This window comes from Mesorhizobium sp. M0615 (assembly GCF_040320805.1).
Classification (GTDB): Bacteria; Pseudomonadota; Alphaproteobacteria; order Rhizobiales; family Rhizobiaceae; genus Mesorhizobium.
Map to the genome: position 1 here is coordinate 83,782 of NZ_JAMYQI010000001.1, position 20,403 is coordinate 104,184.

Genomic DNA, 20,403 nt, shown 5'->3' on the forward strand with positions numbered 1-20,403 from the left:
CAATGCAAAGTCGACGCAGCAGCACTGTCGCAATCACTCGGCCGAACTTCGCCTTGACGAAAACGCCGGCGCGGACAACAAACCCATCCATGCTGAATCAGACCAAACCGGATCCTGTTCGCTCGCCGCTGCTGGAAGCGGCCAAGCCGCGAGGTATCCGCCATGGCTATTTCACCCGTATCGGCGGCGTCTCCGGCGGCATCTATCAGGGACTTAACATCGGCACCGGGTCGGATGACGATCAGATGCTGGTCGCCGAGAACCGCCGCCGCGTCGCTGCCTGGATGGGTGTGCCGGCCAGCCATCTCCTGACCGCGCATCAGGTCCACTCGCCCGATGTCGTTATTGCCAGGGAACCCTTTCCCGGCCCGCGGCCCAAGGCCGACGCCATCGTCACCGACCGGCCGGGCATCGCCATCGGCGCCTCGACGGCCGATTGCGGCCCGGTGCTGTTCGCCGATGCGCAAGCGCGCATCATTGGCGCTGCACACGCCGGCTGGAAGGGCGCTTTCACCGGTGTGCTTGAAAACACCATTGCCGCGATGGAAAGCCTCGGCGCCCGCCGTGAGCGCATCATTGCGGTTCTCGGTCCTTCGATCGGCCCCGACAATTACGAGGTCGGGCCGGAATTCGTCGCCCGTTTCGTCGAAGCCGATGCCGAAAACATCGGCTATTTCGCGCCTTCGGCCAATCCGGCGCATGCAATGTTCGATCTCAACCTCTATACGGTCGACCGGCTGAAGAAGGCTGGCGTGACCGCGCAGGGGCTTGGCCGCTGCACCTATGCCGAGGAGGATCTCTTCTTTTCCTACCGGCGCGCGACGCATCGCAAGGAACCGGACTACGGTCGGCAGGTTTCGGCAATTGTTTTGGAGAAGGGATAATGGCGCTGCATTTCGAACGGTCGGAATTTGACGCCCGGCGTGACCGGTTGATGATCGAGATGACGGAAAAGAAGCTCGATGCTGTACTGCTTTTCGCCCAGGAGAGCATGTACTGGCTAACCGGCTACGACACGTTCGGCTTCTGTTTCTTCCAGTGCCTGGTTGTGAAGGCTGACGGCTCGATGGTGCTGCTCACCCGCTCGGCCGATTTGCGCCAGGCGCGCCACACATCGATCATCGACAACATCGTGCTGTGGACCGACCGCGACGGCGCCAACCCGGCGGTCGACCTGCGCAACCTGCTCAACGACCTCAATCTCCTCGGCGCCCGCATCGGCGTCGAATACGACACCCATGGCCTGACCGCCTTCAATGGCCGCCGCGTCGACGAGCAGCTGCAGACCTTCGGCCAGATCGCCGACGCCTCCGGTATTGTCGGCCGTCTGCGCCTGTTCAAGAGCCCGGCTGAAATCGCCAAGGCCGAAAAGGCCGCCAACCTTTCCGACGACGCGCTCGACGCGGCCCTGCCGCTGATCAAGCAGGGCGGCGACGAAGCGCTGATCCTTGCCGCCATGCAGGGCGCGGTGTTTGCCGGCGGCGGCGACTATCCGGCCAATGAATTCATCATCGGCTCGGGCATCGACGCGCTGCTCTGCCGCTACAAGGCCGGGCGCCGCAAGCTGACCAAGAACGATCAGCTGACGCTCGAATGGGCCGGCGTGTTCCATCACTATCACGCGCCGATGATGCGCACCGTGCTGACCGGCAAGGCGTCGAAGCGCCATCAGGAGCTGTTCGACGCCGCCCGCGCGGCTCTTCTGGCGGTCGAGAAGGCGATGACGCCCGGCAACACCTTCGGCGACGTCTTCGACGCGCATGCCCGCACGCTGGAGGCGCACAGCCTGACCAAGCATCGGTTGAACGCCTGCGGCTATTCCGTCGGCGCCCGCTTCACCCCGTCCTGGATGGATATGCCGATGTTCTACCAGGGCAATCCCGAGCCGATCGCGCCCAACATGACATTGTTCGCGCACATGATCATCATGGACTCCGAAACCGAGACGGCGATGACGCTTGGCCGCACCTACCTGACCACCGAATCCCAGCCGAAGCCGCTTTCACGCCATGATCTCGACTTGATCGTACAGTGAATCCATAATGGTTGGTCCACGCGGGGGCGTTCGCGACTAAGGAGTTTTCGGGCAGATGAGACGATCGCATGTGACGACCGTGTCATTGCTCGCAGCGCTCGTGCTGGCCGCTTGCACCAATGCCAAGGACGTCCTTGAGCCGTCCGCCATCACGCCGCCGGCAGCCTCGGCCCAACCGGCTCAGCCCTTGGCTGCCCCGGGCATCGCGCCCGCCGCCACACCAGCGCCGGTCGTCGGCGCCACGACACCCGCCAACCCCGCGCAGAGCGCCGCCGCTTTGTCGAAGACCCGGCTGCAGATCGCGCCGATCGTCGGCGCCTCCGTGGAAGCGGCAACGCCGCTGACGGCCGAACTGCAGACACGCGCCAAGCAGCGCGGCATCACCCTTGCCGGCAGCGCCGACCAGGCCGCCACCCATGTGCTGAAGGGCTACTTCTCGACGATGACGGAAGGCAAGGACACCACCGTTATCTATGTCTGGGACGTCTATGACCCCGCCGGCAACCGGCTACACCGCATCAATGGCCAGCAGAAGGCGCCCTCGGTCAATGCCGCCGAAGGCTGGCCCGCGGTTGCACCCGCTACCATGCAGGCGATCGCCGACCAGACGATCGACCAGTTCGCGGCCTGGCTCGGCGGCAGCGCCGGCTGATCCGCCTGTTACCGGCTTCCGTTCACTGTTGACGTTTTTGAGATTAGCCGGCGGATTCCCGTCAACGAGGCTTGCAATACCGGCACGGCTCGCTACAAGCCCGATTAAGAGGACCTCCCCATCCTTCGCCAGGAACGGTGCATGAAGCTTTTCGCGGGCAATTCCAACCGGGTGCTGGCCGAAGCGGTCGCCCGCTATCTCAATGTCCCGCTGGGCAAGGCCAGCGTCAGACGCTTCGCCGATCAGGAAATCTTCGTCGAAATCCAGGAAAACGTGCGCGGCGAGGATGTCTTCATCCTGCAGTCGACCTCGTTCCCGACCAACGATCATCTGATGGAACTGCTCATCATGATCGATGCCTTCATGCGCTCCTCGGCCAAGCGCATCACCGCGGTCATCCCCTATTTCGGTTACGCCAGGCAGGATCGCCGGGCCTCGGGCCGCACACCGATCTCGGCCAAGCTGGTCGCCAACATGATCACCCGCGCTGGCGTCGACCGCGTTTTGACGCTCGACCTCCATGCCGGCCAGATCCAGGGTTTTTTCGACATTCCGACCGACAATCTGTTCTCGGTGCCGGTGATGGCCCGTGACGTGAAGGCAAAATACAAACAGCTTGCCAATGTCGTCGTCGTCTCGCCCGATATTGGCGGCGTGGTGCGCGCCCGCGCGCTCGCCAAACGCTTCGACGCACAGCTGGCCATCGTCGACAAGCGCCGCGAACGTCCCGGTGAATCCGAAGTGATGAACATCATCGGCGCGGTCGCCGGCAAGGATTGCCTGCTGATCGACGACATCGTCGATTCCGGCGGCACGCTGTGCAACGCCGCCGATGCGCTACTCGCCAACGGCGCTACCAGCGTCACCGCCTATATCACCCACGGCGTGCTGTCGGGCGGTGCGGTCGCCCGCATCAGCGGCTCGAAGCTGCAGGAACTGGTGATCACCGATTCCATCCAGCCGACGCAAGGCGTGCTCGACGCCCCGAACATCCGCGTCATCTCCATCGCCGACCTGATGGGCGAGGCGATTTCGCGCACGGCGACCGAAGAGTCCGTGTCGAGCCTGTTCGATTAATCCATGTTGCCCAAAAGCGTGCCCCCGGGCCTGGCTCGGGGGTAATCTCGTTTTTGGAATCTGCCCCAAACCGTCGTGAAAGGAGCCAGCTGATGCGCAATCGAATCAAGGCTGCAGGCATCGCAGGAATGCTTCTCGCAATCGGCATCGCCAGCGCGGCCTATGCGCCGACAATCGCTCCGGTTTCGACCGCGCAGGCGCAAACGGAATTTCTTCCCACCGAAAAGGATTTCATCGGCAAATGGAGCATCGCAGGGTCCGCAATCCGGCCACCGCGTGATCTGAAAGAGCCGGCGAAGCCCCACCAGGAAGCGGCTGTTTCAGCAGACTGTGACCGCCTTTTATGGCGCCTTCGACTATCTGGAGATCACGGCGGACGGCCGCTACAATTTTCACCAACCGGGTGACCCGGCATCGGGGCCTTGCGTCTGGTGCGGGACATGGTCGTTCAAGAACGATTCCGTGTGGCTCGAACTGGACACGGCACCCAGGCTCGACATCTACACCGAGGGCGGCGACATGCAGATGACCTACACGGCCGAGCCTGAAGAGACGTCACGATACAAATGGCTTGTTTTCAGCTGGACCAAGGCTGATTGAACTGAGGGGTGAGGCGTTCTCGCGCACGCCAACCGAAGCATCGGTGTCAAGCCCGATCTCCTGAGGCGGGCAGTCAGTCCATGGTTGCATTGTGCGAGGAGTTCACCATGGCCATACTGCCCCTCCAATCAACGGAGGAGTAGCAGATGCGGCGTAGGACTTTGCTCGGGCTCGCGGTTTCCATTGCAGCCACCCTTTCAGTACCGGCGGCCTGGGCCGCCGATTTTCCGGACCGGACCATCACCATGGTTGTCCCCTTTTCCGCCGGTGGCTCGACGGATCTGGTCGCGCGCCTAGTCGCCAACAAGATGTCCGAAAAGCTGGGCCAGCAGATTGTCGTCGAAAATGTCGGCGGCGCCGGGGGCAGCATCGGCGCTGCCCAGGTCGCCCGAGCCGAACCGGACGGCTACACGATCCTGATGGGCACGGTCGCAACCCACGCGCTCAACCCGCTGATCCTGAAGACAAAGCCCTACGATGCGGAGAAGGATTTTGCGCCGATATCGTTGCTCGTGCTGGTGCCAAACGTCCTGGTCGTGAACCCTGAATTCCCTGCCAAGGACGTCAAGGAACTGATCGAGATGCTGAAGAAGGACCCGGACAAATATGCCTACGCCTCATCAGGCAATGGCACCCCGCTCCATCTCTCCGGCGAGCTTTTCAAGACGATGGCCGGCGTCAGCATGCAGCACATTCCCTACAAGGGCGCCGGACCGGCCTTGAACGACGTTATCGGCAATCAGGTGCCGATGATGTTCGACAACCTCCCCTCTTCATCGGGCCATATCAAGAGCGGGACGCTGAGAGCGCTTGGCGTCACCACCAAGGAGCGCGTTCCCTCCTTCCCCGACATACCGGCCATTGCCGAAACCATTCCCGGCTATGAAACCTACAGCTGGAACGCTCTGTTCGCGCCCGCAGGCACGCCGCCGGAGGCCGTCGCCGTTCTTCAGAAGGCGGCAGTTGAAGCCCTGAAAGACCCTGATGTGATCGCCCGCATGGCCCAGTTCAGCGCCTCGATCGTGGCCTCCACCCCGGAAGAGCTTGGAGTGCATGTGAAGGCCGAACTCGCCAAATGGGAACCGATCGTCAAGGCCAGCGGCGTTCAGCTGGACTAGGGCCTACGGCAAAGTACTGCGGGCTTTTCCTGGCGCTACGGCGCCGGGGCCTCAAGTCGAGGCTGAGCCCGCCGCATGCCTTCGTCGCGGGCGCCGCGCATATAGCCGCGCGGCGAGGCGCCAAGCATGCGCTTGAACATGGTTATGAATGCCGGCACGCTGTCATAACCGAGGTCGAGCGCCACCCTGGTGATCGGCTCGCCATCGGCGAGCCTGGGCAGGGCCGCAAACAGGCAGGCCTGCTGGCGCCAAGTCGACAAGGACAGTCCGGTCTGGCGCTGGAAGGCGCGGGTGAACGAACGGCGGCTCATGCCTGCGGCATCCGCCCACTCGTCGATCGTGGCGTGCGGCGAAGGTGCCGCGACAAAGCGTCGGCAGAGCGCCGCCAGCTTCGGGTCGGACGGGAACGGCAGCCCGAGCGGCCGTTCCGGCAAGGTCGGGATCTCGTGCAGCAAGAGGTTCATGATCAGCCCGCCGCGGCCTTCCAGTTCGCTGCCTTGCGGCAGCTTTTCCGATTCGACGATCAGGCTGTGCATCAGCTCGGTGATGCCGACGACGCGCAAACCTTCCGGCAGGCCGGGGATAGCGCCCGGCATGACATAGACCGAGCGCATCGAGACGTCGCCCAGCATTTCGACAGAATGCTCGGTGCCGGCCGGTATCCACATTGCGTGGTCGGGCGGCACCATCCAGCGCCCGTACCTGGTCGTCACCAGCACGACACCGACCAGCGCATGCAGCAGCTGGCTGCGGCTGTGGCGGTGTTGCGGCACGAGGTAACCGTCGGGATATTCGGTCGGCAAAGCCACCGCCGGCCCGGAAACCTCCTCCAGCCACTGCCAGCGGCTTTCGTGCAATCGGCCGAGATCGGCATTGCCGGCGCGGAAGATGTCCCTGCCATGTGGCATCGGCTATGGCCCACTTGCGAAACTATTGGACCAAACCACGAAAGAAGTCGCCTGGCAAGCGGCTTATAAGGCAGCCATCCCCAAGGCGCTCCGCAGGGGCGTCGCCCAAGCGCTTCAGACGAGCGTCCTTAAGGCGGTCCGCGGGAGCGGCCGCCAAGCCTGCCCGCGGGCAAACACCCGCCAAAAAGACCTCGGAGCCTGCCTTGACCGATACGACAGCCACCAGCATTGCACCGCAGCCAAGCGCCAGCCTCCCTTCAGCCCAGGCGACCGCCTTCACCGTCATTCTGGCGGTGAGCTTTTGCCACGGCATCAACGACATCATGCAATCGCTGCTGCCGGCGATCTATCCGCTGCTGAAAGAGAACTACGGTCTCGATTTCTGGCAGATCGGTCTTTTGACCTTCACGTTCCAGGTCACGGCGTCGCTGCTGCAGCCGGTCATCGGCATGATCACCGACAAGCGGCCAATGCCCTATTCGCTGCCCTACGGAATGGCGTCCTCGCTGATTGGCCTGATCATGCTCGCCTATGCCGGCCACTATGCGCTGCTTCTGGTCGGCGCCTCGCTGATCGGCATCGGCTCGGCGATCTTCCATCCGGAATCCTCGCGCATTGCCCGCTTTGCCTCCGGCGGCCGCTTTGGCCTGGCGCAATCTTTGTTCCAGGTCGGCGGCAATTTCGGCCAGTCGATGGGGCCGCTGCTCGCTGCCTTCATCGTCGTGCCCTTCGGCCAGACCAGCATTTCATGGTTCGCCGTCGGGTCTCTGATCGGCATCATCGTTTTGTCGCGGGTCGGCGGCTGGTACAGCCGGATGCGCGCCGCGCAGGGCAATCGCAAGGCGGCAAGCTTCGTCTCCCCCTTCCCGCGCAAGAAGGTGATGGGAGCGCTGGCGGTGCTGACGCTGCTGGTGCTGACCAAGAACGCCTACATCGCCTCGCTCTCCAGCTACTACACCTTTTATTCCATCCATAAGTTCGGCGTGTCGGTGCAGATGAGCCAGGTCATGCTGTTCCTGTTCCTCGGCGCCTCGGCGCTGGGCATCCTGCTCGGCGGACCGTTCGGCGACCGCTACGGCCAGAAGGCGATGATCTGGTTCTCGATCGTCGGCGTGCTGCCGTTCACGCTGGCGCTGCCCTACGCCAATTTCGAATGGACGATGGTGCTGACGGTGCTGATCGGCCTGATCCTGTCCTCGGCCTTCTCCAACATCGTCGTGTTTGCGCAGGAGTTGGTGCCGGGACGTGTCGGCACCATCGCCGGGATCTTCTTCGGCTTCGCCTTCGGCATGGGCGGCATTGCAGCCGCCGTGCTCGGCGTCGTCGCCGACATGAAGGGCATCGATTTCGTCTTCCAGATCTGCTCGTATCTGCCGCTGCTCGGCCTGCTGACGGTGTTCCTGCCCAACATGATGGAAGCCAGGAAGGCGCAAGCGGCGGCCAGATAAAACCGGTCGATTTTGCGGATTTGACGCAGGGCGCGGCATTGCTGCGCCCTCTGTGATTCTTTCACCATGCGCTGGTTGAAAAGCCTGCTAGAGATAGTCATCAACGAAGGCTTGGGGCCTTCGACGTCTCTGGGGATGACATGCGCAAGATCGTATTGGCCGTATTGGGTGTGCTTCTTGTTACCCTGCCGGCGACGGCACGCATCGTTCCCTTTCCACCGGGTTTCAAGACGCAGTCCGTCGAAACCAACGGCACCAAACTCTATGTGCGCGTTGGCGGCAAGGGTCCCGCCGTCGTGCTGCTGCACGGCTTTGCCGATACCGGAGACATGTGGGGCGCCGCGGCCATCGCCCTCGCAAAGGACCACACCGTCATCGTGCCGGACCTGCGCGGCATGGGTCTGTCGGCCCACCCGGAAGCGGGCTACGCCAAGAAGAACCAGGCCGTCGACATCGCCGGCGTGTTGGATGCCCTGAAGATCGACAAGGCAGATCTCGTCACCCACGACATCGGCAACATGGTCGGCTATGCGCTCGCCGCTCAGTATCCCAAGCGCATCACCAAATGGGTTATCATCGACGCGCCGCTGCCCGGCATAGGCGACTGGGAAAAGATCAAGCAAAGCCCGCTGCTTTGGCACTTCAACTTCCGCGGCCCTGATATGGAGCGGCTGGTCGCGGGGCGCGAGCGCATCTATCTCGACCGCTTCTACAACGAGCTGTCGGCTGACCCCAAGAAGATCGACGAGGCGACGCGCAGGCACTACGCCAAACTCTATGCCCGCCCGCATGCGATGCATGACGCTTTCGAGCAGTTCAAGGCGTTTGACCAGGACGCGATCGACAACCAGGCGATGCTTGCCGCCGGCGGCAAACTGACCATGCCGCTACTGGCTGTCGGCGGTGAAAAATCCGCTGGCACTACGCAGGCCGATCTCCTGCGGCTTGTTGCGACCGATGTAACGAGCGGCATCGTGCCCGACTCCGGTCACTGGATCATGGAGGAAAATCCCGACGCGACCGTCAAGCTGATCACTGGTTTTCTCGATAAATAAGGCACCGCCTCGCTGACATTTCGATGAAAGCAAAGGCACCCGCCCGGCGGCGGGTGCCTTGCTTATCCGACTGGACGATGTCTATTCAACTGAACGGTTCTACGCCTTGAAGAAGGCCAGGAGGTCGGCATTGATGACATCGGCATGGGTCGTCGCCATGCCGTGCGGGAAGCCCTTGTAGACCTTGAGCTCGCCCTTTTTGAGCAGCTTGACAGCCAGCAGCGCGGAGTCGGCGATCGGAACGATCTGGTCGTCGTCGCCATGCATCACCAGCACCGGCACGTCGATGGCCTTCAGATCGTCGGTGAAGTCGGTTTCCGAGAACGCCTTGATGCAATCATAATGCGCCTTGGTGCCGCCCATCATGCCCTGGCGCCACCAATTCTCGACGACAGCCTGCGACACCTGGGCGCCGGGGCGGTTGAAGCCGTAGAACGGGCCGGCCGCAACATCGTGGAAAAACTGGGCGCGGTTGCCTGCCTGGGCGGAGCGGAAACCATCGAACACCTCGATCGGCAGGCCACCCGGATTGGCCGCCGTCTTCAGCATGATCGGCGGCACCGCGCCGAGCAGTGCGGCCTTGGCGACACGGCCACCGGAACCGTACTTCGCGACATAGCGGGCCACTTCGCCGCCACCGGTGGAATGGCCGACATGGATCGCGTCCTTGAGGTCGAGATGCGCCGCAAGCTCCGCGACATCAGCGGCGTAGGTGTCCATCTCGTTGCCGGTATCGGTCTGGGTGGAGCGGCCATGGCCGCGCCGGTCATGGGCAATGACGCGGTAGCCCTTGGACAGGAAGAACAGCATCTGGGCGTCCCAGTCGTCGCTGCTCAGCGGCCAGCCGTGATGGAAGACGATGGGTTGTCCCGTTCCCCAATCCTTGTAGAAAATTTCGGTGCCGTCCTTGGTGGTGATCGTGCTGCTGCCGGGCTTGGTCATCTCGCTCTCCATTGAATGCTTCCGCGATAATCAATATCGCGATAACCATACGACTAGCGCAGGTCCAAATCCTTGTCTACAGAAAATATGTATCGCGATATCATTTTTCGTGGTACATATTGATGTGCTCAGTCGGCAAAGGAATGCCTCGTGCCTCTCCCGTTGGACAACCAGCTCTGCTTCACGCTTTACGCCACCAGCATGGCAATCAATCGCACCTACAAGCCCATGCTGGACGAGATGGGCATCACCTATCCGCAATATCTCGTGCTGAACGCACTTGCCGAAGCCGGCGGGATGTCGGTCGGCTCGATTGCGCACAGGCTCGCTTTGGAATCGAGCACCATCACGCCGCTGGTGAAGCGCATGGAACAGGCCGGTCTCGTCACCCGCCAGCGCAGCCAGACGGACGAGCGCCAGGTGCAGGTCGACCTGACGCCTGCCGGCCGCGCGCTGCTCGTCCAGTGCAACTGCCTCAACGAAACCCTGATCGAACGCTCGGGCATGACGATGGCTGATCTCGATGCCTTGAATCGGCGGATCCAGGCGCTGCGCGAAGCGTTGAGCAGCAAGCCGGACTAGCTGCCCTACAAACACGCCAGGCTTAATCCTTGCCGGCCAGCCAGCGCACGACGTTGCCCATCAGCTTGCCGTAGAGCGGCCATCCCAAAAAGTCCTGCGACAGCCAGTGTGGGCCGATGTCGGTCGCCCACGCGACGGTGCGGCCACGGCCATGCTCACGAACCGCAAGCAGCGGCCAGTCCGTGCCGCGATACTGGCAGGTCGCCAGAAGCTAGGACGAGCCGTCGCGCCTGAAATCGAGTTTGTTCATGCCGAGGATCGGCGGCAACGGACCCGCGACACCGGCAAGGATCGGATGCGACGCCTGAAGGATCGACGGCTGCAGGCCTTGCGGCACTTCCAGCCCGTCCGAGAATGGCAGGCAGCGCACGGGCAGCACGTCCTCGACCGGGGTGTCGTGGAAACGCGCCGTGCCGAACAGGCCTTGGAACCCCATATAGCCGCCGGCCAGCATCAGCCCGCCGCCGCCTTCGACATAGGCCTTGAGGACGTCGAGGCGGTTGACGCCGATGCGCCCGGCGCGGGCCTCCGGCGTGACCAGCAAGGTCAGCGCGCCGACATCGGAGATCACCACCGCCTGGTATTCGGCCAGCGCGTCGAGGTCATACGGAAATTCGGCCGCACAGCGATCGCCACCGATCTGCGTCACCGCTATGCGCTCTGCGGCAAGGGCGGCATTGAAGGCCGTCGCGCCATTCACCCATGTCGCACTTGTCAGAACGTCGCCGCCGGCAGCGACCGACGTCGTCGCCGCGAAGGTCTCGCCTGCCAGCAAGAGTTTCATCGTCGCCCTCACGCTTTTCGACTGACAATTGAACGAGCGGGCGCCGGCTTGAACCGGCGCCCGCCGGGCCTTGGGAGGCTTAGAACTTAAACTCGGCCAGGTTTTCCGGCGTCACGATCTTGGCCGGGCCAAGGATCAGTTCGCCGCTGGCGCCGATCGTGTACTCGCCGAGCCTGCCTGCCGTGAACTTCTCACCTTCCTTGCCGGTGATCTTGCACTGCGCCAGCGCCTGGGCCGCCTGATAGGTCAGGTAGCCGAGATCGGTGACATTCCACCAGATATCCTGGGCAGCGCCATCCTTGATGTATTTCGAAATCAAAGTGGCCGGCGCAAGGCCGGTCAGCTTGACCTTGCCGATCATACCGGCTTCCTCGAGTGCGCGCGCGGCCGCCGGAAGGCCTATGCCTGCCGGCACGATGATCACCTTGAGATCCGGAAACGCCTGCACCAGCGCCAAGGCCTGCTGCTGGTTGACCTGCTCGCTCTCCTCGCCATAGGCGACCTGCACCAGTTTCATCTTGGCGTATTTCGGCTCTGCCGCCATCTTCGCCTTCATGAAGTCGATCCAGGCGTTCTGGTTGGTCGCCGTCGGCGTCGACGACAGGATGGCGAACTCGCCTTCGCCGCCGCTGAGGTTGAATGCGCTTTCCAGCATCATTTCGGCCAGACTGTCGCCCTTCACCTGGTTCACGAACACCGCGCGCACATCGGCCGCGACGTCGGAATCGTACGAGATCACCCGGACGCCTTGCTGAACGGCGCGCTTCAGCGCAGGCGCAACGGCATTGGCGTCGTTGCCGGCGATAGCGATGACGCCGACCTTCTGCGACACAAGGCTGTTGATGAATTCGATCTGTGCCTCGGCCGTCGCCTGCGACGGGGCGACCTGGGTGGCGGTGCCGCCAATTTCCTTCGCCGCCTCTTCGGCGCCGCCGAAAGCCACCTTGAAGTAGGGATCGGTGTCGAGCTTGGGCAGGAAGCCGACGGTCACCGGTTCCTTGGCGCATTCCTGGCTGTAGGCCAGCGAGGCCGGCGCAAGCAGAACCGCGGATGCGAGCAGGGCTATTCTAAACGCTTTCATTGTGTCTCCTCCGTCAGAATTCGGGCTTGAAGAAAGGGGCCCGAGATCACCCCTTGGTTTCGCGCAGGACGCGCGATCTTGACAGCCGCTCCTCCAGGGAGCGCCAGTAATTGCCGACCAGCAGCGAGCCGATCAGAAGCAGGCCGATGATCATGCCTTGAGCGTCGCCGCCGATCTGGTTGAGCGCCAGCACATTTCGGATGATGGCGATCAACAGCAGCGCCAGCATGACCCCCGTGAGCCGCCCCTTACCACCGAAGACGCTGACGCCGCCGAGCAGCACGATGGTGATGACATCGAGCTCCATGCCGAGCGCATTGTTGGCGCGGGCGTTGGAGAGGCGCGCGGTGTAGACGATGCCGGCGATGGCTGCGACCATGCCCGAAACGACGAACAGCTTCAGCACCATTTTGCGCGTATCGATGCCGGAATAACGCGCCACTTCGGGGCTGCCGCCGAGCGCATAGATGCGCTTGCCGGTCGGCGTCTTCTACAGCACCACCGCGAAGATCGGCGCCAGCAGCAGGAACGGCACGATGGTCCACGGGATTTGTGTGCCCGGCAGATTGCTGATGCCGAAATCGACGACCGCCGGCGGCAATATGTTGACCGAACCGGTGCCGAGCAGGATGTAGCCAATGCCCCGATAGAGCGCCATGGTGCCGAGCGTCACCACCAGCGACTGCAGCCCCAGCCCTGAAACCAGATAGCCATTGAAGGCGCCGAGCAGGCCGCCGAAGACCAGCGTCAGCGGAATGGCCGCCAGCGTCGGCACGCCGCCCTGGACGAGCAGGCCAAACACCACGGATGTCAGCGCCAGCACCGAGGCGATCGACAGGTCGATCTCGCGGGTGATGATGAGCAGCGTCATCGGCAGGATCAGCAACGCCTTTTCCGAGGCGCTCGCCGCCAGCTGAGAAAGGTTAAAGCCGGAAACGAAATTCGGCACGAAGACCGCCGCATAGACGAAGACAGCGAGGCAGGCGGTCGCCAGCAGCAGATCCCAGAAGTCGATCGAGCGGATAAACTTTTTCATCTCGCCCTCGCCTGTCTTGCCTGTTCGGCACGCCGCGCGATGAAGGTGTCGATGCCGATGGCAACCAGGATCACCAGGCCATAGACGCCCTGCAGCCAGAGCGGGTCGACACGCACCAGCGTCAGCCCGTTCTTGATGACCAAGAGCGTGAGCGCGCCAAGGATGATGCCGAGCAGCGTGCCCGAGCCGCCGCGGATGGCGACGCCGCCGACCACCGCAGAGGCGATCACCGTGAGTTCGAAGCCGAGCGCGACGCGGGCATCGATGGTGGCGTAGCGCGAAGCCCACAGGGCGCCGCACAGGCCGCCTAGCAGGCCGGCCATGCCGAAGGCCAGCAGGATGCGCCGGTCGACCGGAATGCCGATCAGCCTTGCGCCGTCCGGGTTGGAACCGGTGGCAAACAGCTCGCGCCCGGTTGCGGTGCGATAGAGCAGCACATAGCCGGCGCACAGGATGACAATAGCGATGATGACGATCAGCGGCACGCCTGCGATCTTCAGCCCGGTCATGTCGAGCCAGGCTTGCGTGACTTCGTCGGCGCTGACCTGGTCGCCCGCCGCCCAGATCGAGTTGAAACCGCGGAAGATCGACATCGAAGCCAGCGTAACGACGATGGCCGGGATCTTTCCCCTGGTAACGACAAGGCCGTTGAGCAGTCCGGCAAAGCCGCCGACGGCGCAGGCGGTGATCAGGCCGATGCCGATGTCCAATCCGGGATAGGCCTGAACCATGCTGGCCGCCATATAGGCGGAGAGGCCGATCACAGCTGCGATCGACAGGTCGATGTTGCGGGTGATCAGCACCAGCATCTGCGCCAGTGCGGCGACAATCAGCAAGGCCGCGTCCATCGACACAGCGGTGAGGTTCGCCGCGCTCACCATGCGCGGGTTGATGATGGTGACCGGAATGGCGACGGCGAGCATTGCCGCAAGCAGGCCGAATTCCCGCCGCTTCAGAAAATCGAACGGTCCTTTTGCCTTTTCCTCCTCGGCGGCGCGTTCTATCTGCGCTGCCTGGCCGGCACGTTCATCGGTCCTGGTCGCCGCTTCCAGTACTTTTTCCTGCGTGGCTTGCCCGCGCGAAAACTCGGCAGTCTGGCGGCCTTCGCGCAGCACGATAATGCGGTCGCACACGCCGATCAGTTCGGGCATCTCTGACGAGATCAGCAGGATCGCCATGCCTTGCGCGGCAAGGTCAGCAATCATTGCATGCACTTCCGCCTTGGTACCGACATCGATGCCTTGCGTCGGCTCGTCGAGGATGAGCACGCGCGGCTCGGTGCGCAGCCATTTGGCCAGCACCACCTTCTGCTGGTTGCCGCCGGATAACTCTTTCACCGGCTGCCCATAACCGGAAAAGCGCAGCTTCATGCGCTTCAGCCAGTCCGCCACCAGACCGATGGCGCGGTCGGTGCCGTAGAGACCGCGTTGTGCGGCCTTGTCGAGAACAGGTAGCACCGCATTGTCGAGGATGGAGAAATCCATCACCAGGCTCTGGCCCATGCGATCTTCCGACACATAGGCGATGCGCGCATCCATGGCGTCGCGCGCCGAGGCGAACTGCACGGGCTTGCCGTCGATCAGGATTTCGCCGGCGTCGGGCCGGTCGATACCGAACAGCACGCGCGCAATCTCGGTGCGTCCGCTGCCGACCAGGCCGCCAAGCCCCAGCACCTCGCCGGCGTGAAGCTTGAGGTCGATACCGGCAAACCCGCCGGCGCGCGAAAGTCCCTTCGCCTCCAGCACCAGCGCGCCTGAGGCATGGCGCCGTTCGGGATAGAGGTCGGTGACTTCACGCCCGACCATCATGCTGATGGCGGCAGCGCGGCCAAGCTCGGCCTTCGGCTTGACGCCGATCAGGCGCCCGTCACGCAGCACGGCGATGCGGTCGGCGATGCGGAAGATTTCATCCATGCGGTGGCCGACGAACATCATCGCCACGCCATGCAGCCTGAGATCGGCAACGACGGAAAACAGCCGCTCGACCTCGCGCTGTGACAGCGCCGCCGTGGGCTCGTCCATGATCAGCACGCGGGCATCCAGCGACAGCGCGCGGGCGATCTCGACCAGTTGTTGTTCAGAGGTACGCAGTGTTCCCAGCCGCGTTGCCGCCGGCACGTCGAGCCCGACGGTAGCCAGCACCTTGCGGGCGCCGGCCAGCATGGCGGCATTGTCGATGCCGCCAAAGCGGTCGCGCGGCATGTGGCCGAGATAGATGTTCTCCGCCACCGACAGATCGGGAAACAAGCCAGGATGCTGGTGCATGACCGCAATGCCGGCCGCCTGCGCGTCATGCGGCGAATGGAAAGCTGCTGGCTTGCCGTCGACCTCGACGTGACCGCTGGTGGGGGAATGCACGCCGGCCAGAAGCTTCACGCAGGTGCTCTTGCCGGCGCCGTTTTCGCCAAGCAGCGCCAGCACCTCGCCGGAGCGCAATTCGAAGGAGGCGTCCTTGAGCGCAATCGTGCCGCCGAAAGCCTTCGTCGCCTGAACCAGGGCAATGGGAACAGCCCGCACCACCGCAGCGTCGGCTTCGCTTTGTGTGCCCGAGTGCAGCACGTCTCCTCCCTGCCTAGTTATTTTTTCAATTTGCTATATTAAATAGCGCAAAGGCGCAACGGCAAAATTGACTTCCATGGTTCCGACGCGCACTGTCGCCGCCAGCATAGGCACCGCAGGGTGCGCTCGGCCGCAGGTGGTTTGCGGGCTTCGCGCCGGGAACGGGACATTTGGGGAGTGTTCGGGTTTTGTCAGGGAAAGGCAGCAATTCTGTCAAAGTTCGGCACTATAATGAGCGTTTCGTGCTCGACGCCATCCGTCGCCTCAAGGAAGCCTCCAAGTCCGATCTGGCGCGCGCGGCAAGCCTGACGCCGGCGGCCGTCGCTGCCATCGTCGACGGCTTGGAATCTTCCGGATTCGTAAAGCAAGTGGGAAAAAGGTTCGGGCAGCGCGGTTCGCCCTCCACGCTGTACCGGCTGACGCCGGAGCGCATCTACAGCGTCGGCATCAAGATCGGCCGGCGTGCGCTGGAAGCCGTTCTGGTCGACTTCGCCGGTGAAATCCGCGCAAGAGAGTCGCACGAATACCGCTTCCCCGATCCTGATCTGGTGCTGAAGGCCGGCAACATGGCGCTGGCCACGTTCGAGAAACTCGTCGACGGACTTGGCGATGCAAGCATCGTCGGCGTCGGCATTGCCTCCCCCTATTTCCTCGGCGGCTGGAGCGAGGAACTCGGCTTTCCCGACGATCTCGGCAGCCGCTGGGAAGCGATCGACCTGACGACATGCTTTGCCACGCCGGCAAAGACGCCGGTGTTCGTGGAAAACGACGCCACGTCGGCGGCGCTGGCCGAACTTGTCCAGGGCGCCGGCGCCCGCTTCCGCGATTTCATGCACATCTCGATCGACACCTTCGTCGGCGGCGGCCTGGTGCAAGGCGGCAGGGTCCATACCGGCCCGCATGGCAACACCGCAGCACTCGGGCCCTTGCCGGTCTCGCCCTCGAGCCTCGATTCGGTCGCGGCCAAACCGGCGCGCTACCAGAGCCTGCTGCATCGCGCCTCGATCTATGTGCTGGTCAATCACCTGAGGTCGCGCGGCGTGGTGATCAACCGCGTGCGAGAGCTCGATCCGTTGCCGCCCGAGGCGCGCGCGCCCTTGTTCGAATGGATCGACGATTGCGCGAGCGCGCTGGTCGAGGCGATCATCGCCATCACCTCCATCATCGATATCGAGGCCATCGTTCTCGACTCGATCCTGCCCAGGCCGATCCATCTCGAACTGCTGGCAAGGGTGCAGGCCCAGTTCAACCAGGCCAGCGCCATCGGCATCGTGGCGCCGGAGATCGTGCCGGGGCAATTCGGCCCCGAAGCGTCCTCGATCGGCGCCGCCATGCTGCCGTTCTCGGCGCTGCTGGCGCCCGACAGCGGCGTGCTCATGATCGGCAAGGACCGGACGAAACTGCTGAGCGCTCTGTCCACGCTCGGTGGCGCCAAGGGAAACGGATCAAATCCGCCCACCGACCTGCCGGCCTGAGCGCAATGCGGCGCGCCCAACGCAGGCATCGGCCGCCCTTGCCCGCCATGGCTTGCACGCCTGCCCGCCTTCCGCTATAGAGCCGCCACCCGCGTAGACACCCTTGGAGGCAACGCGGCGGAAGGCTGCCTTCCCTTGTGATCCCGAACAAAGCTCCGCGTATGCGGTTTCTGGCATTCGGACATCCAGGCCTGGCGGCTTTCGACGTTTACGGTCCAGGCACACTGCCACCGCAAACGCTCCATAAAACGCGAAAGGAAATGCCATGAGCCACGATACTTACGAGCTCAAGGCCGAAGCGCGCGAACAGGTCGGTAAGGGGTCCGCCCGTGCAGTTCGCCGCAACGGTAAAGTGCCTGCAGTTATCTACGGCGACAGACAGCCTCCCCTGGCGATTGCGCTGAACTACAAGGACGTCTTCTACAAAATCCATGGCGGCGGGTTTTTGACCACGATCGCCACGATCGATGTCGACGGCAAGAAAATCCAGGTTCTGCCCAAGGATTTCCAGCTCGACCCGGTCAAGGATTTCCCGGTCCATGTCGACTTCCTGCGCATCGGCAAGGACACCGAGGTCAACGTCGACGTGCCTGTCCACTTCATCAATGAAGACAAGTCGCCCGGCATCAAACGCGGCGGCGTGCTCAACATCGTGCGTCACGAAGTCGAGTTCCACTGCCCGGCCAATGCGATCCCGGAATTCATCACCGTCGATCTCACCGGCGCCGACATTGGCGATTCGATCCACATCTCGGCGGTTACCTTGCCGGCCGGCGTCAAGCCGGTGATCTCCGATCGCGACTTCACCATCGCGACCATTGCCGGTTCCTCGGCGATGAAGCCGGAGACGGAAGAGACGGCGGAAGCGGCAGCCCCCGAAGCGGCGGCCCCTGCTGCCGAAGAGAAGTAATTTTCGGGCCCGGAGTTCACGATGCTTGTCTTTGCAGGCCTCGGCAATCCGGGCGCGAAATACGCTGATAACCGGCACAATGTCGGCTTCATGGCGGCGGACGCAATTGCCCGCCGCCATTCGTTTTCGCCCTGGTCGAAGAAGTTCCAGGGCCTGATCGCCGAAGGCACGATTGCCGGCGAGAAGATTCTGCTGATCAAGCCGCAGACCTTCATGAACCTGTCGGGACAGGCGGTCGGCGAAGCCTTGCGCTTCTACAAGCTCGGCCCCGAGGCGCTGACCGTCTTCTATGACGAGATCGACCTGCCCGCCGGCAAATTGCGGGTCAAGGTCGGTGGCGGCGCCGGCGGCCACAACGGCATCCGCTCGCTCGACCAGCATGTCGGCAAGAATTTTCGCCGCGTGCGCATCGGCGTCGGCCATCCCGGCGTCCGGGAAATGGTGCATGGCCATGTGCTCGGCGACTTCGCCAAGGCCGATCGCGAGTGGCTGGATGTGCTGCTCGACACCATCGCCGACGATGCCGGGCTGCTGGCCAAGGGCGACGACAGTTCCTTCATGAACCGCATTACTCTGGCCCTGCGTGACAAGCTGGTGCCGACCAGCGACGACGACCGGCCGCCGCCCAAGGCGCCGAAGGCTGAAGGTCCAAAGGCTCAAAGCCACATCCGCCAGGCCCGACCGCAGCAGGCGCCAGCCAAGCTGCCGGAAAGCGGCCCGATGGCGGCGATGTTGAAGAAGCTGTTCGGCAAGAAGGACTGAGCTTCGATAGGATCGGGACCGCAGGGCTTGACGTTCCTTACCCCTATCGCCCATAGCCCTCATCAAATTTCTAGTTTCCCGATAGGACCGGACGAACATGGGTTTCAAATGCGGTATCGTTGGCTTGCCCAACGTCGGCAAGTCGACGCTTTTCAACGCGTTGACCAGGACGGCGGCGGCGCAGGCCGCCAACTATCCGTTCTGCACCATCGAACCGAACACCGGCGAGGTGGCAGTGCCTGACCCGCGGCTGCAGAAGATCGCCGCGATCGCCAAGTCGAAAGAGATCATCCCGACCCGCATCTCCTTCGTCGACATTGCCGGCCTGGTGCGCGGCGCCTCCAAGGGCGAAGGGCTGGGCAACCAGTTCCTCGCCAACATCCGCGAGGTCGACGCCATCGTCCACGTGCTGCGCTGCTTCGAGGATGACGACATCACCCATGTCGAGGGCAAGATCGACCCTGTCGCCGACGCCGATACAGTCGAGACCGAGTTGATGCTTGCCGACCTCGACAGCCTCGAGCGCCGCATCGTGCAGTTCCGCAAGCGCGCCGGCAGCAAGGACAAGGAAGCAACCACCGTGCTGCCGATGATGGAGGCCGCACTCGAGCTCCTCCAGGCCGGCAAGCCGACCCGCATCCTGCTCAAGGGCATTTCAGCCGAGGATTTGCGCATCCTGCAGGGGCTGAACCTGTTGACCTCGCACCCCGTGCTCTATGTCTGCAACGTCGCCGAAGCCGACGCCGCCACCGGCAACGAGCACACCAAGGCCGTGGAAAAGATGGCGACAGCGCAGGGCGCCGGCACCGTCGTAATCTCGGCCGCGATCGAGGCCGAAGTCGCCCAGCTCTCGGACGAAGAAGAGATGGAGTTCCTGTCGTCGCTCGGTCTCGACGAACCCGGCCTCAACAAGGTCATCCGCGCCGGCTATGATCTGTTGCATCTCATCACCTATTTCACCGCCGGGCCGAAAGAGACGCGCGCCTGGACCATCCACAAGGGCGACAAGGCCCCGCAGGCCGCCGGCGTCATCCACACCGACTTCGAGCGCGGCTTCATCCGCGCCCAGACCATCGCCTATAACGACTACGTCACGCTGGGCGGCGAAGTGGCGGCCAAGGAGGCCGGCAAGGCGCGCGACGAAGGTAAGGAATATGTCGTCCAGGACGGCGACGTGCTGCTGTTCAAGTTCAACACCTGAGACGCCGAGGCATCTCGCGGCTCGCGCGCTGACCGCGGCCGATCACAGCTGCGTCAAGTGGAGGAGCCAGCCTGCCGCTTCGCTTGACTGCCCTTGGCACCGGGTCTAAGGCCCTCTGCATCCGACTGGCCGTGGCCGTGGGAACTGCCGCGCGTGCAAGACCCATCGCTATCGAACGG

Annotated in this window: 17 protein-coding genes and 2 pseudogenes; 13 read left to right on the top strand and 6 right to left on the bottom strand. The window is 63.4% G+C overall.

The annotated features are described in order from the left end of the window. Positions 1-89: 89 nt before the first annotated feature. From pgeF to NKI46_RS00485, 6 genes are all read left to right on the top strand, one after another. Complete coding sequence (gene pgeF, locus NKI46_RS00460; protein WP_023751246.1) at positions 90-884, top strand: peptidoglycan editing factor PgeF; 795 nt, start codon at positions 90-92, stop codon at positions 882-884. Continuing rightward, positions 884-2,035, top strand: a complete 1,152-nt coding sequence (locus tag NKI46_RS00465; RefSeq protein WP_023683716.1) for a M24 family metallopeptidase — start codon at positions 884-886, stop codon at positions 2,033-2,035. Before pgeF ends, NKI46_RS00465 begins: the two co-directional genes overlap by 1 nt. Before the next feature lie 55 nt (positions 2,036-2,090). Then, the gene (locus tag NKI46_RS00470; RefSeq protein WP_023713943.1) at positions 2,091-2,687 is read left to right on the top strand and encodes a hypothetical protein; all 597 of its coding nucleotides are present in this window, start codon (positions 2,091-2,093) and stop codon (positions 2,685-2,687) included. Between the two features lie 141 nt (positions 2,688-2,828). Next, the gene (locus NKI46_RS00475; RefSeq protein ID WP_023686119.1) at positions 2,829-3,764 is read left to right on the top strand and encodes a ribose-phosphate pyrophosphokinase; all 936 of its coding nucleotides are present in this window, start codon (positions 2,829-2,831) and stop codon (positions 3,762-3,764) included. A gap of 330 nt (positions 3,765-4,094) precedes the next feature. Beyond that, a complete protein-coding gene (locus NKI46_RS00480; RefSeq protein WP_352744251.1) occupies positions 4,095-4,364 on the top strand; it encodes a hypothetical protein in 270 nt (89 codons plus the stop codon). Between the two features lie 146 nt (positions 4,365-4,510). Further along, positions 4,511-5,482, top strand: coding sequence for a Bug family tripartite tricarboxylate transporter substrate binding protein (locus tag NKI46_RS00485; protein ID WP_023695796.1), 972 nt, complete (start codon positions 4,511-4,513; stop codon positions 5,480-5,482). 35 nt (positions 5,483-5,517) lie between these two features. Here the strand turns inward: NKI46_RS00485 and NKI46_RS00490 are convergent, their stop codons facing one another. Next, a complete protein-coding gene (locus NKI46_RS00490) occupies positions 5,518-6,390 on the bottom strand; it encodes an AraC family transcriptional regulator (protein WP_352510482.1) in 873 nt (290 codons plus the stop codon). Positions 6,391-6,593: 203 nt separating this feature from the next. Here NKI46_RS00490 and NKI46_RS00495 point away from each other — a divergent pair, with 203 nt between their 5' ends. Both NKI46_RS00495 and NKI46_RS00500 read left to right on the top strand, forming a co-directional pair. Further along, positions 6,594-7,838 (top strand): MFS transporter, encoded by a 1,245-nt coding sequence (locus NKI46_RS00495; protein WP_352744253.1) that lies wholly within the window; start codon positions 6,594-6,596, stop codon positions 7,836-7,838. 140 nt (positions 7,839-7,978) lie between these two features. Next, the gene (locus tag NKI46_RS00500; RefSeq protein WP_023823413.1) at positions 7,979-8,893 is read left to right on the top strand and encodes an alpha/beta fold hydrolase; all 915 of its coding nucleotides are present in this window, start codon (positions 7,979-7,981) and stop codon (positions 8,891-8,893) included. Positions 8,894-8,992: 99 nt separating this feature from the next. Here NKI46_RS00500 and NKI46_RS00505 read toward each other — a convergent pair whose 3' ends face one another. After that, positions 8,993-9,835 carry an alpha/beta fold hydrolase gene (locus NKI46_RS00505; RefSeq protein ID WP_155927111.1) on the bottom strand — a complete coding sequence of 281 codons (843 nt, stop codon included), beginning with the start codon at positions 9,833-9,835 and terminating at the stop codon, positions 8,993-8,995. A 150-nt stretch (positions 9,836-9,985) separates the two neighbouring features. Between NKI46_RS00505 and NKI46_RS00510 the strand changes: the two genes are divergently transcribed. Next, entirely contained in the window at positions 9,986-10,417 is a 432-nt protein-coding gene (locus tag NKI46_RS00510) for a MarR family winged helix-turn-helix transcriptional regulator (RefSeq protein WP_023670043.1), read from the top strand. A gap of 22 nt (positions 10,418-10,439) precedes the next feature. Here NKI46_RS00510 and NKI46_RS00515 read toward each other — a convergent pair. From NKI46_RS00515 to NKI46_RS00530, 4 genes and pseudogenes are all read right to left on the bottom strand, one after another. Beyond that, positions 10,440-11,201 (bottom strand): annotated as a pseudogene (locus NKI46_RS00515) (glutamine amidotransferase). Positions 11,202-11,280: 79 nt separating this feature from the next. Further along, entirely contained in the window at positions 11,281-12,282 is a 1,002-nt protein-coding gene (locus NKI46_RS00520) for a rhamnose ABC transporter substrate-binding protein (RefSeq protein ID WP_352459848.1), read from the bottom strand. A 46-nt stretch (positions 12,283-12,328) separates the two neighbouring features. Continuing rightward, a pseudogene (locus NKI46_RS00525) lies at positions 12,329-13,318 on the bottom strand (ABC transporter permease). Continuing rightward, the gene (locus tag NKI46_RS00530; RefSeq protein WP_352744257.1) at positions 13,315-15,876 is read right to left on the bottom strand and encodes an ATP-binding cassette domain-containing protein; all 2,562 of its coding nucleotides are present in this window, start codon (positions 15,874-15,876) and stop codon (positions 13,315-13,317) included. Before NKI46_RS00530 ends, NKI46_RS00525 begins: the two are co-directional and overlap by 4 nt. 242 nt (positions 15,877-16,118) lie before the next feature. Between NKI46_RS00530 and NKI46_RS00535 the strand changes: the two genes are divergently transcribed. The 4 genes from NKI46_RS00535 (at position 16,119) to ychF (ending at position 20,224) form a co-directional block, all read left to right on the top strand. Beyond that, positions 16,119-17,351 (top strand): ROK family transcriptional regulator, encoded by a 1,233-nt coding sequence (locus tag NKI46_RS00535; protein ID WP_245260363.1) that lies wholly within the window; start codon positions 16,119-16,121, stop codon positions 17,349-17,351. 265 nt (positions 17,352-17,616) lie between these two features. Next, a complete protein-coding gene (locus NKI46_RS00540; RefSeq protein WP_023686131.1) occupies positions 17,617-18,261 on the top strand; it encodes a 50S ribosomal protein L25/general stress protein Ctc in 645 nt (214 codons plus the stop codon). A 21-nt stretch (positions 18,262-18,282) separates the two neighbouring features. Next, positions 18,283-19,023 carry an aminoacyl-tRNA hydrolase gene (gene pth, locus NKI46_RS00545; protein WP_023737808.1) on the top strand — a complete coding sequence of 247 codons (741 nt, stop codon included), beginning with the start codon at positions 18,283-18,285 and terminating at the stop codon, positions 19,021-19,023. 97 nt (positions 19,024-19,120) lie between these two features. Next, positions 19,121-20,224 (top strand): redox-regulated ATPase YchF, encoded by a 1,104-nt coding sequence (gene ychF, locus NKI46_RS00550; RefSeq protein WP_023695807.1) that lies wholly within the window; start codon positions 19,121-19,123, stop codon positions 20,222-20,224. The last annotated feature ends 179 nt before the right edge of the window (positions 20,225-20,403 follow it).

Coding starts and splice junctions, on each gene's coding strand:
- NKI46_RS00485 (WP_023695796.1), top strand. CDS start 4,511: ATGCGGCGTAGGACTTTGCTCGGGCTCGCGGTTTCCATTGCAGCCACC.
- NKI46_RS00540 (WP_023686131.1), top strand. CDS start 17,617: ATGAGCCACGATACTTACGAGCTCAAGGCCGAAGCGCGCGAACAGGTC.
- NKI46_RS00490 (WP_352510482.1), bottom strand. CDS start 6,390: ATGCCACATGGCAGGGACATCTTCCGCGCCGGCAATGCCGATCTCGGC.
- pgeF (WP_023751246.1), top strand. CDS start 90: ATGCTGAATCAGACCAAACCGGATCCTGTTCGCTCGCCGCTGCTGGAA.
- NKI46_RS00520 (WP_352459848.1), bottom strand. CDS start 12,282: ATGAAAGCGTTTAGAATAGCCCTGCTCGCATCCGCGGTTCTGCTTGCG.
- ychF (WP_023695807.1), top strand. CDS start 19,121: ATGGGTTTCAAATGCGGTATCGTTGGCTTGCCCAACGTCGGCAAGTCG.
- pth (WP_023737808.1), top strand. CDS start 18,283: ATGCTTGTCTTTGCAGGCCTCGGCAATCCGGGCGCGAAATACGCTGAT.
- NKI46_RS00505 (WP_155927111.1), bottom strand. CDS start 9,835: ATGACCAAGCCCGGCAGCAGCACGATCACCACCAAGGACGGCACCGAA.
- NKI46_RS00500 (WP_023823413.1), top strand. CDS start 7,979: ATGCGCAAGATCGTATTGGCCGTATTGGGTGTGCTTCTTGTTACCCTG.
- NKI46_RS00470 (WP_023713943.1), top strand. CDS start 2,091: ATGAGACGATCGCATGTGACGACCGTGTCATTGCTCGCAGCGCTCGTG.
- NKI46_RS00475 (WP_023686119.1), top strand. CDS start 2,829: ATGAAGCTTTTCGCGGGCAATTCCAACCGGGTGCTGGCCGAAGCGGTC.
- NKI46_RS00465 (WP_023683716.1), top strand. CDS start 884: ATGGCGCTGCATTTCGAACGGTCGGAATTTGACGCCCGGCGTGACCGG.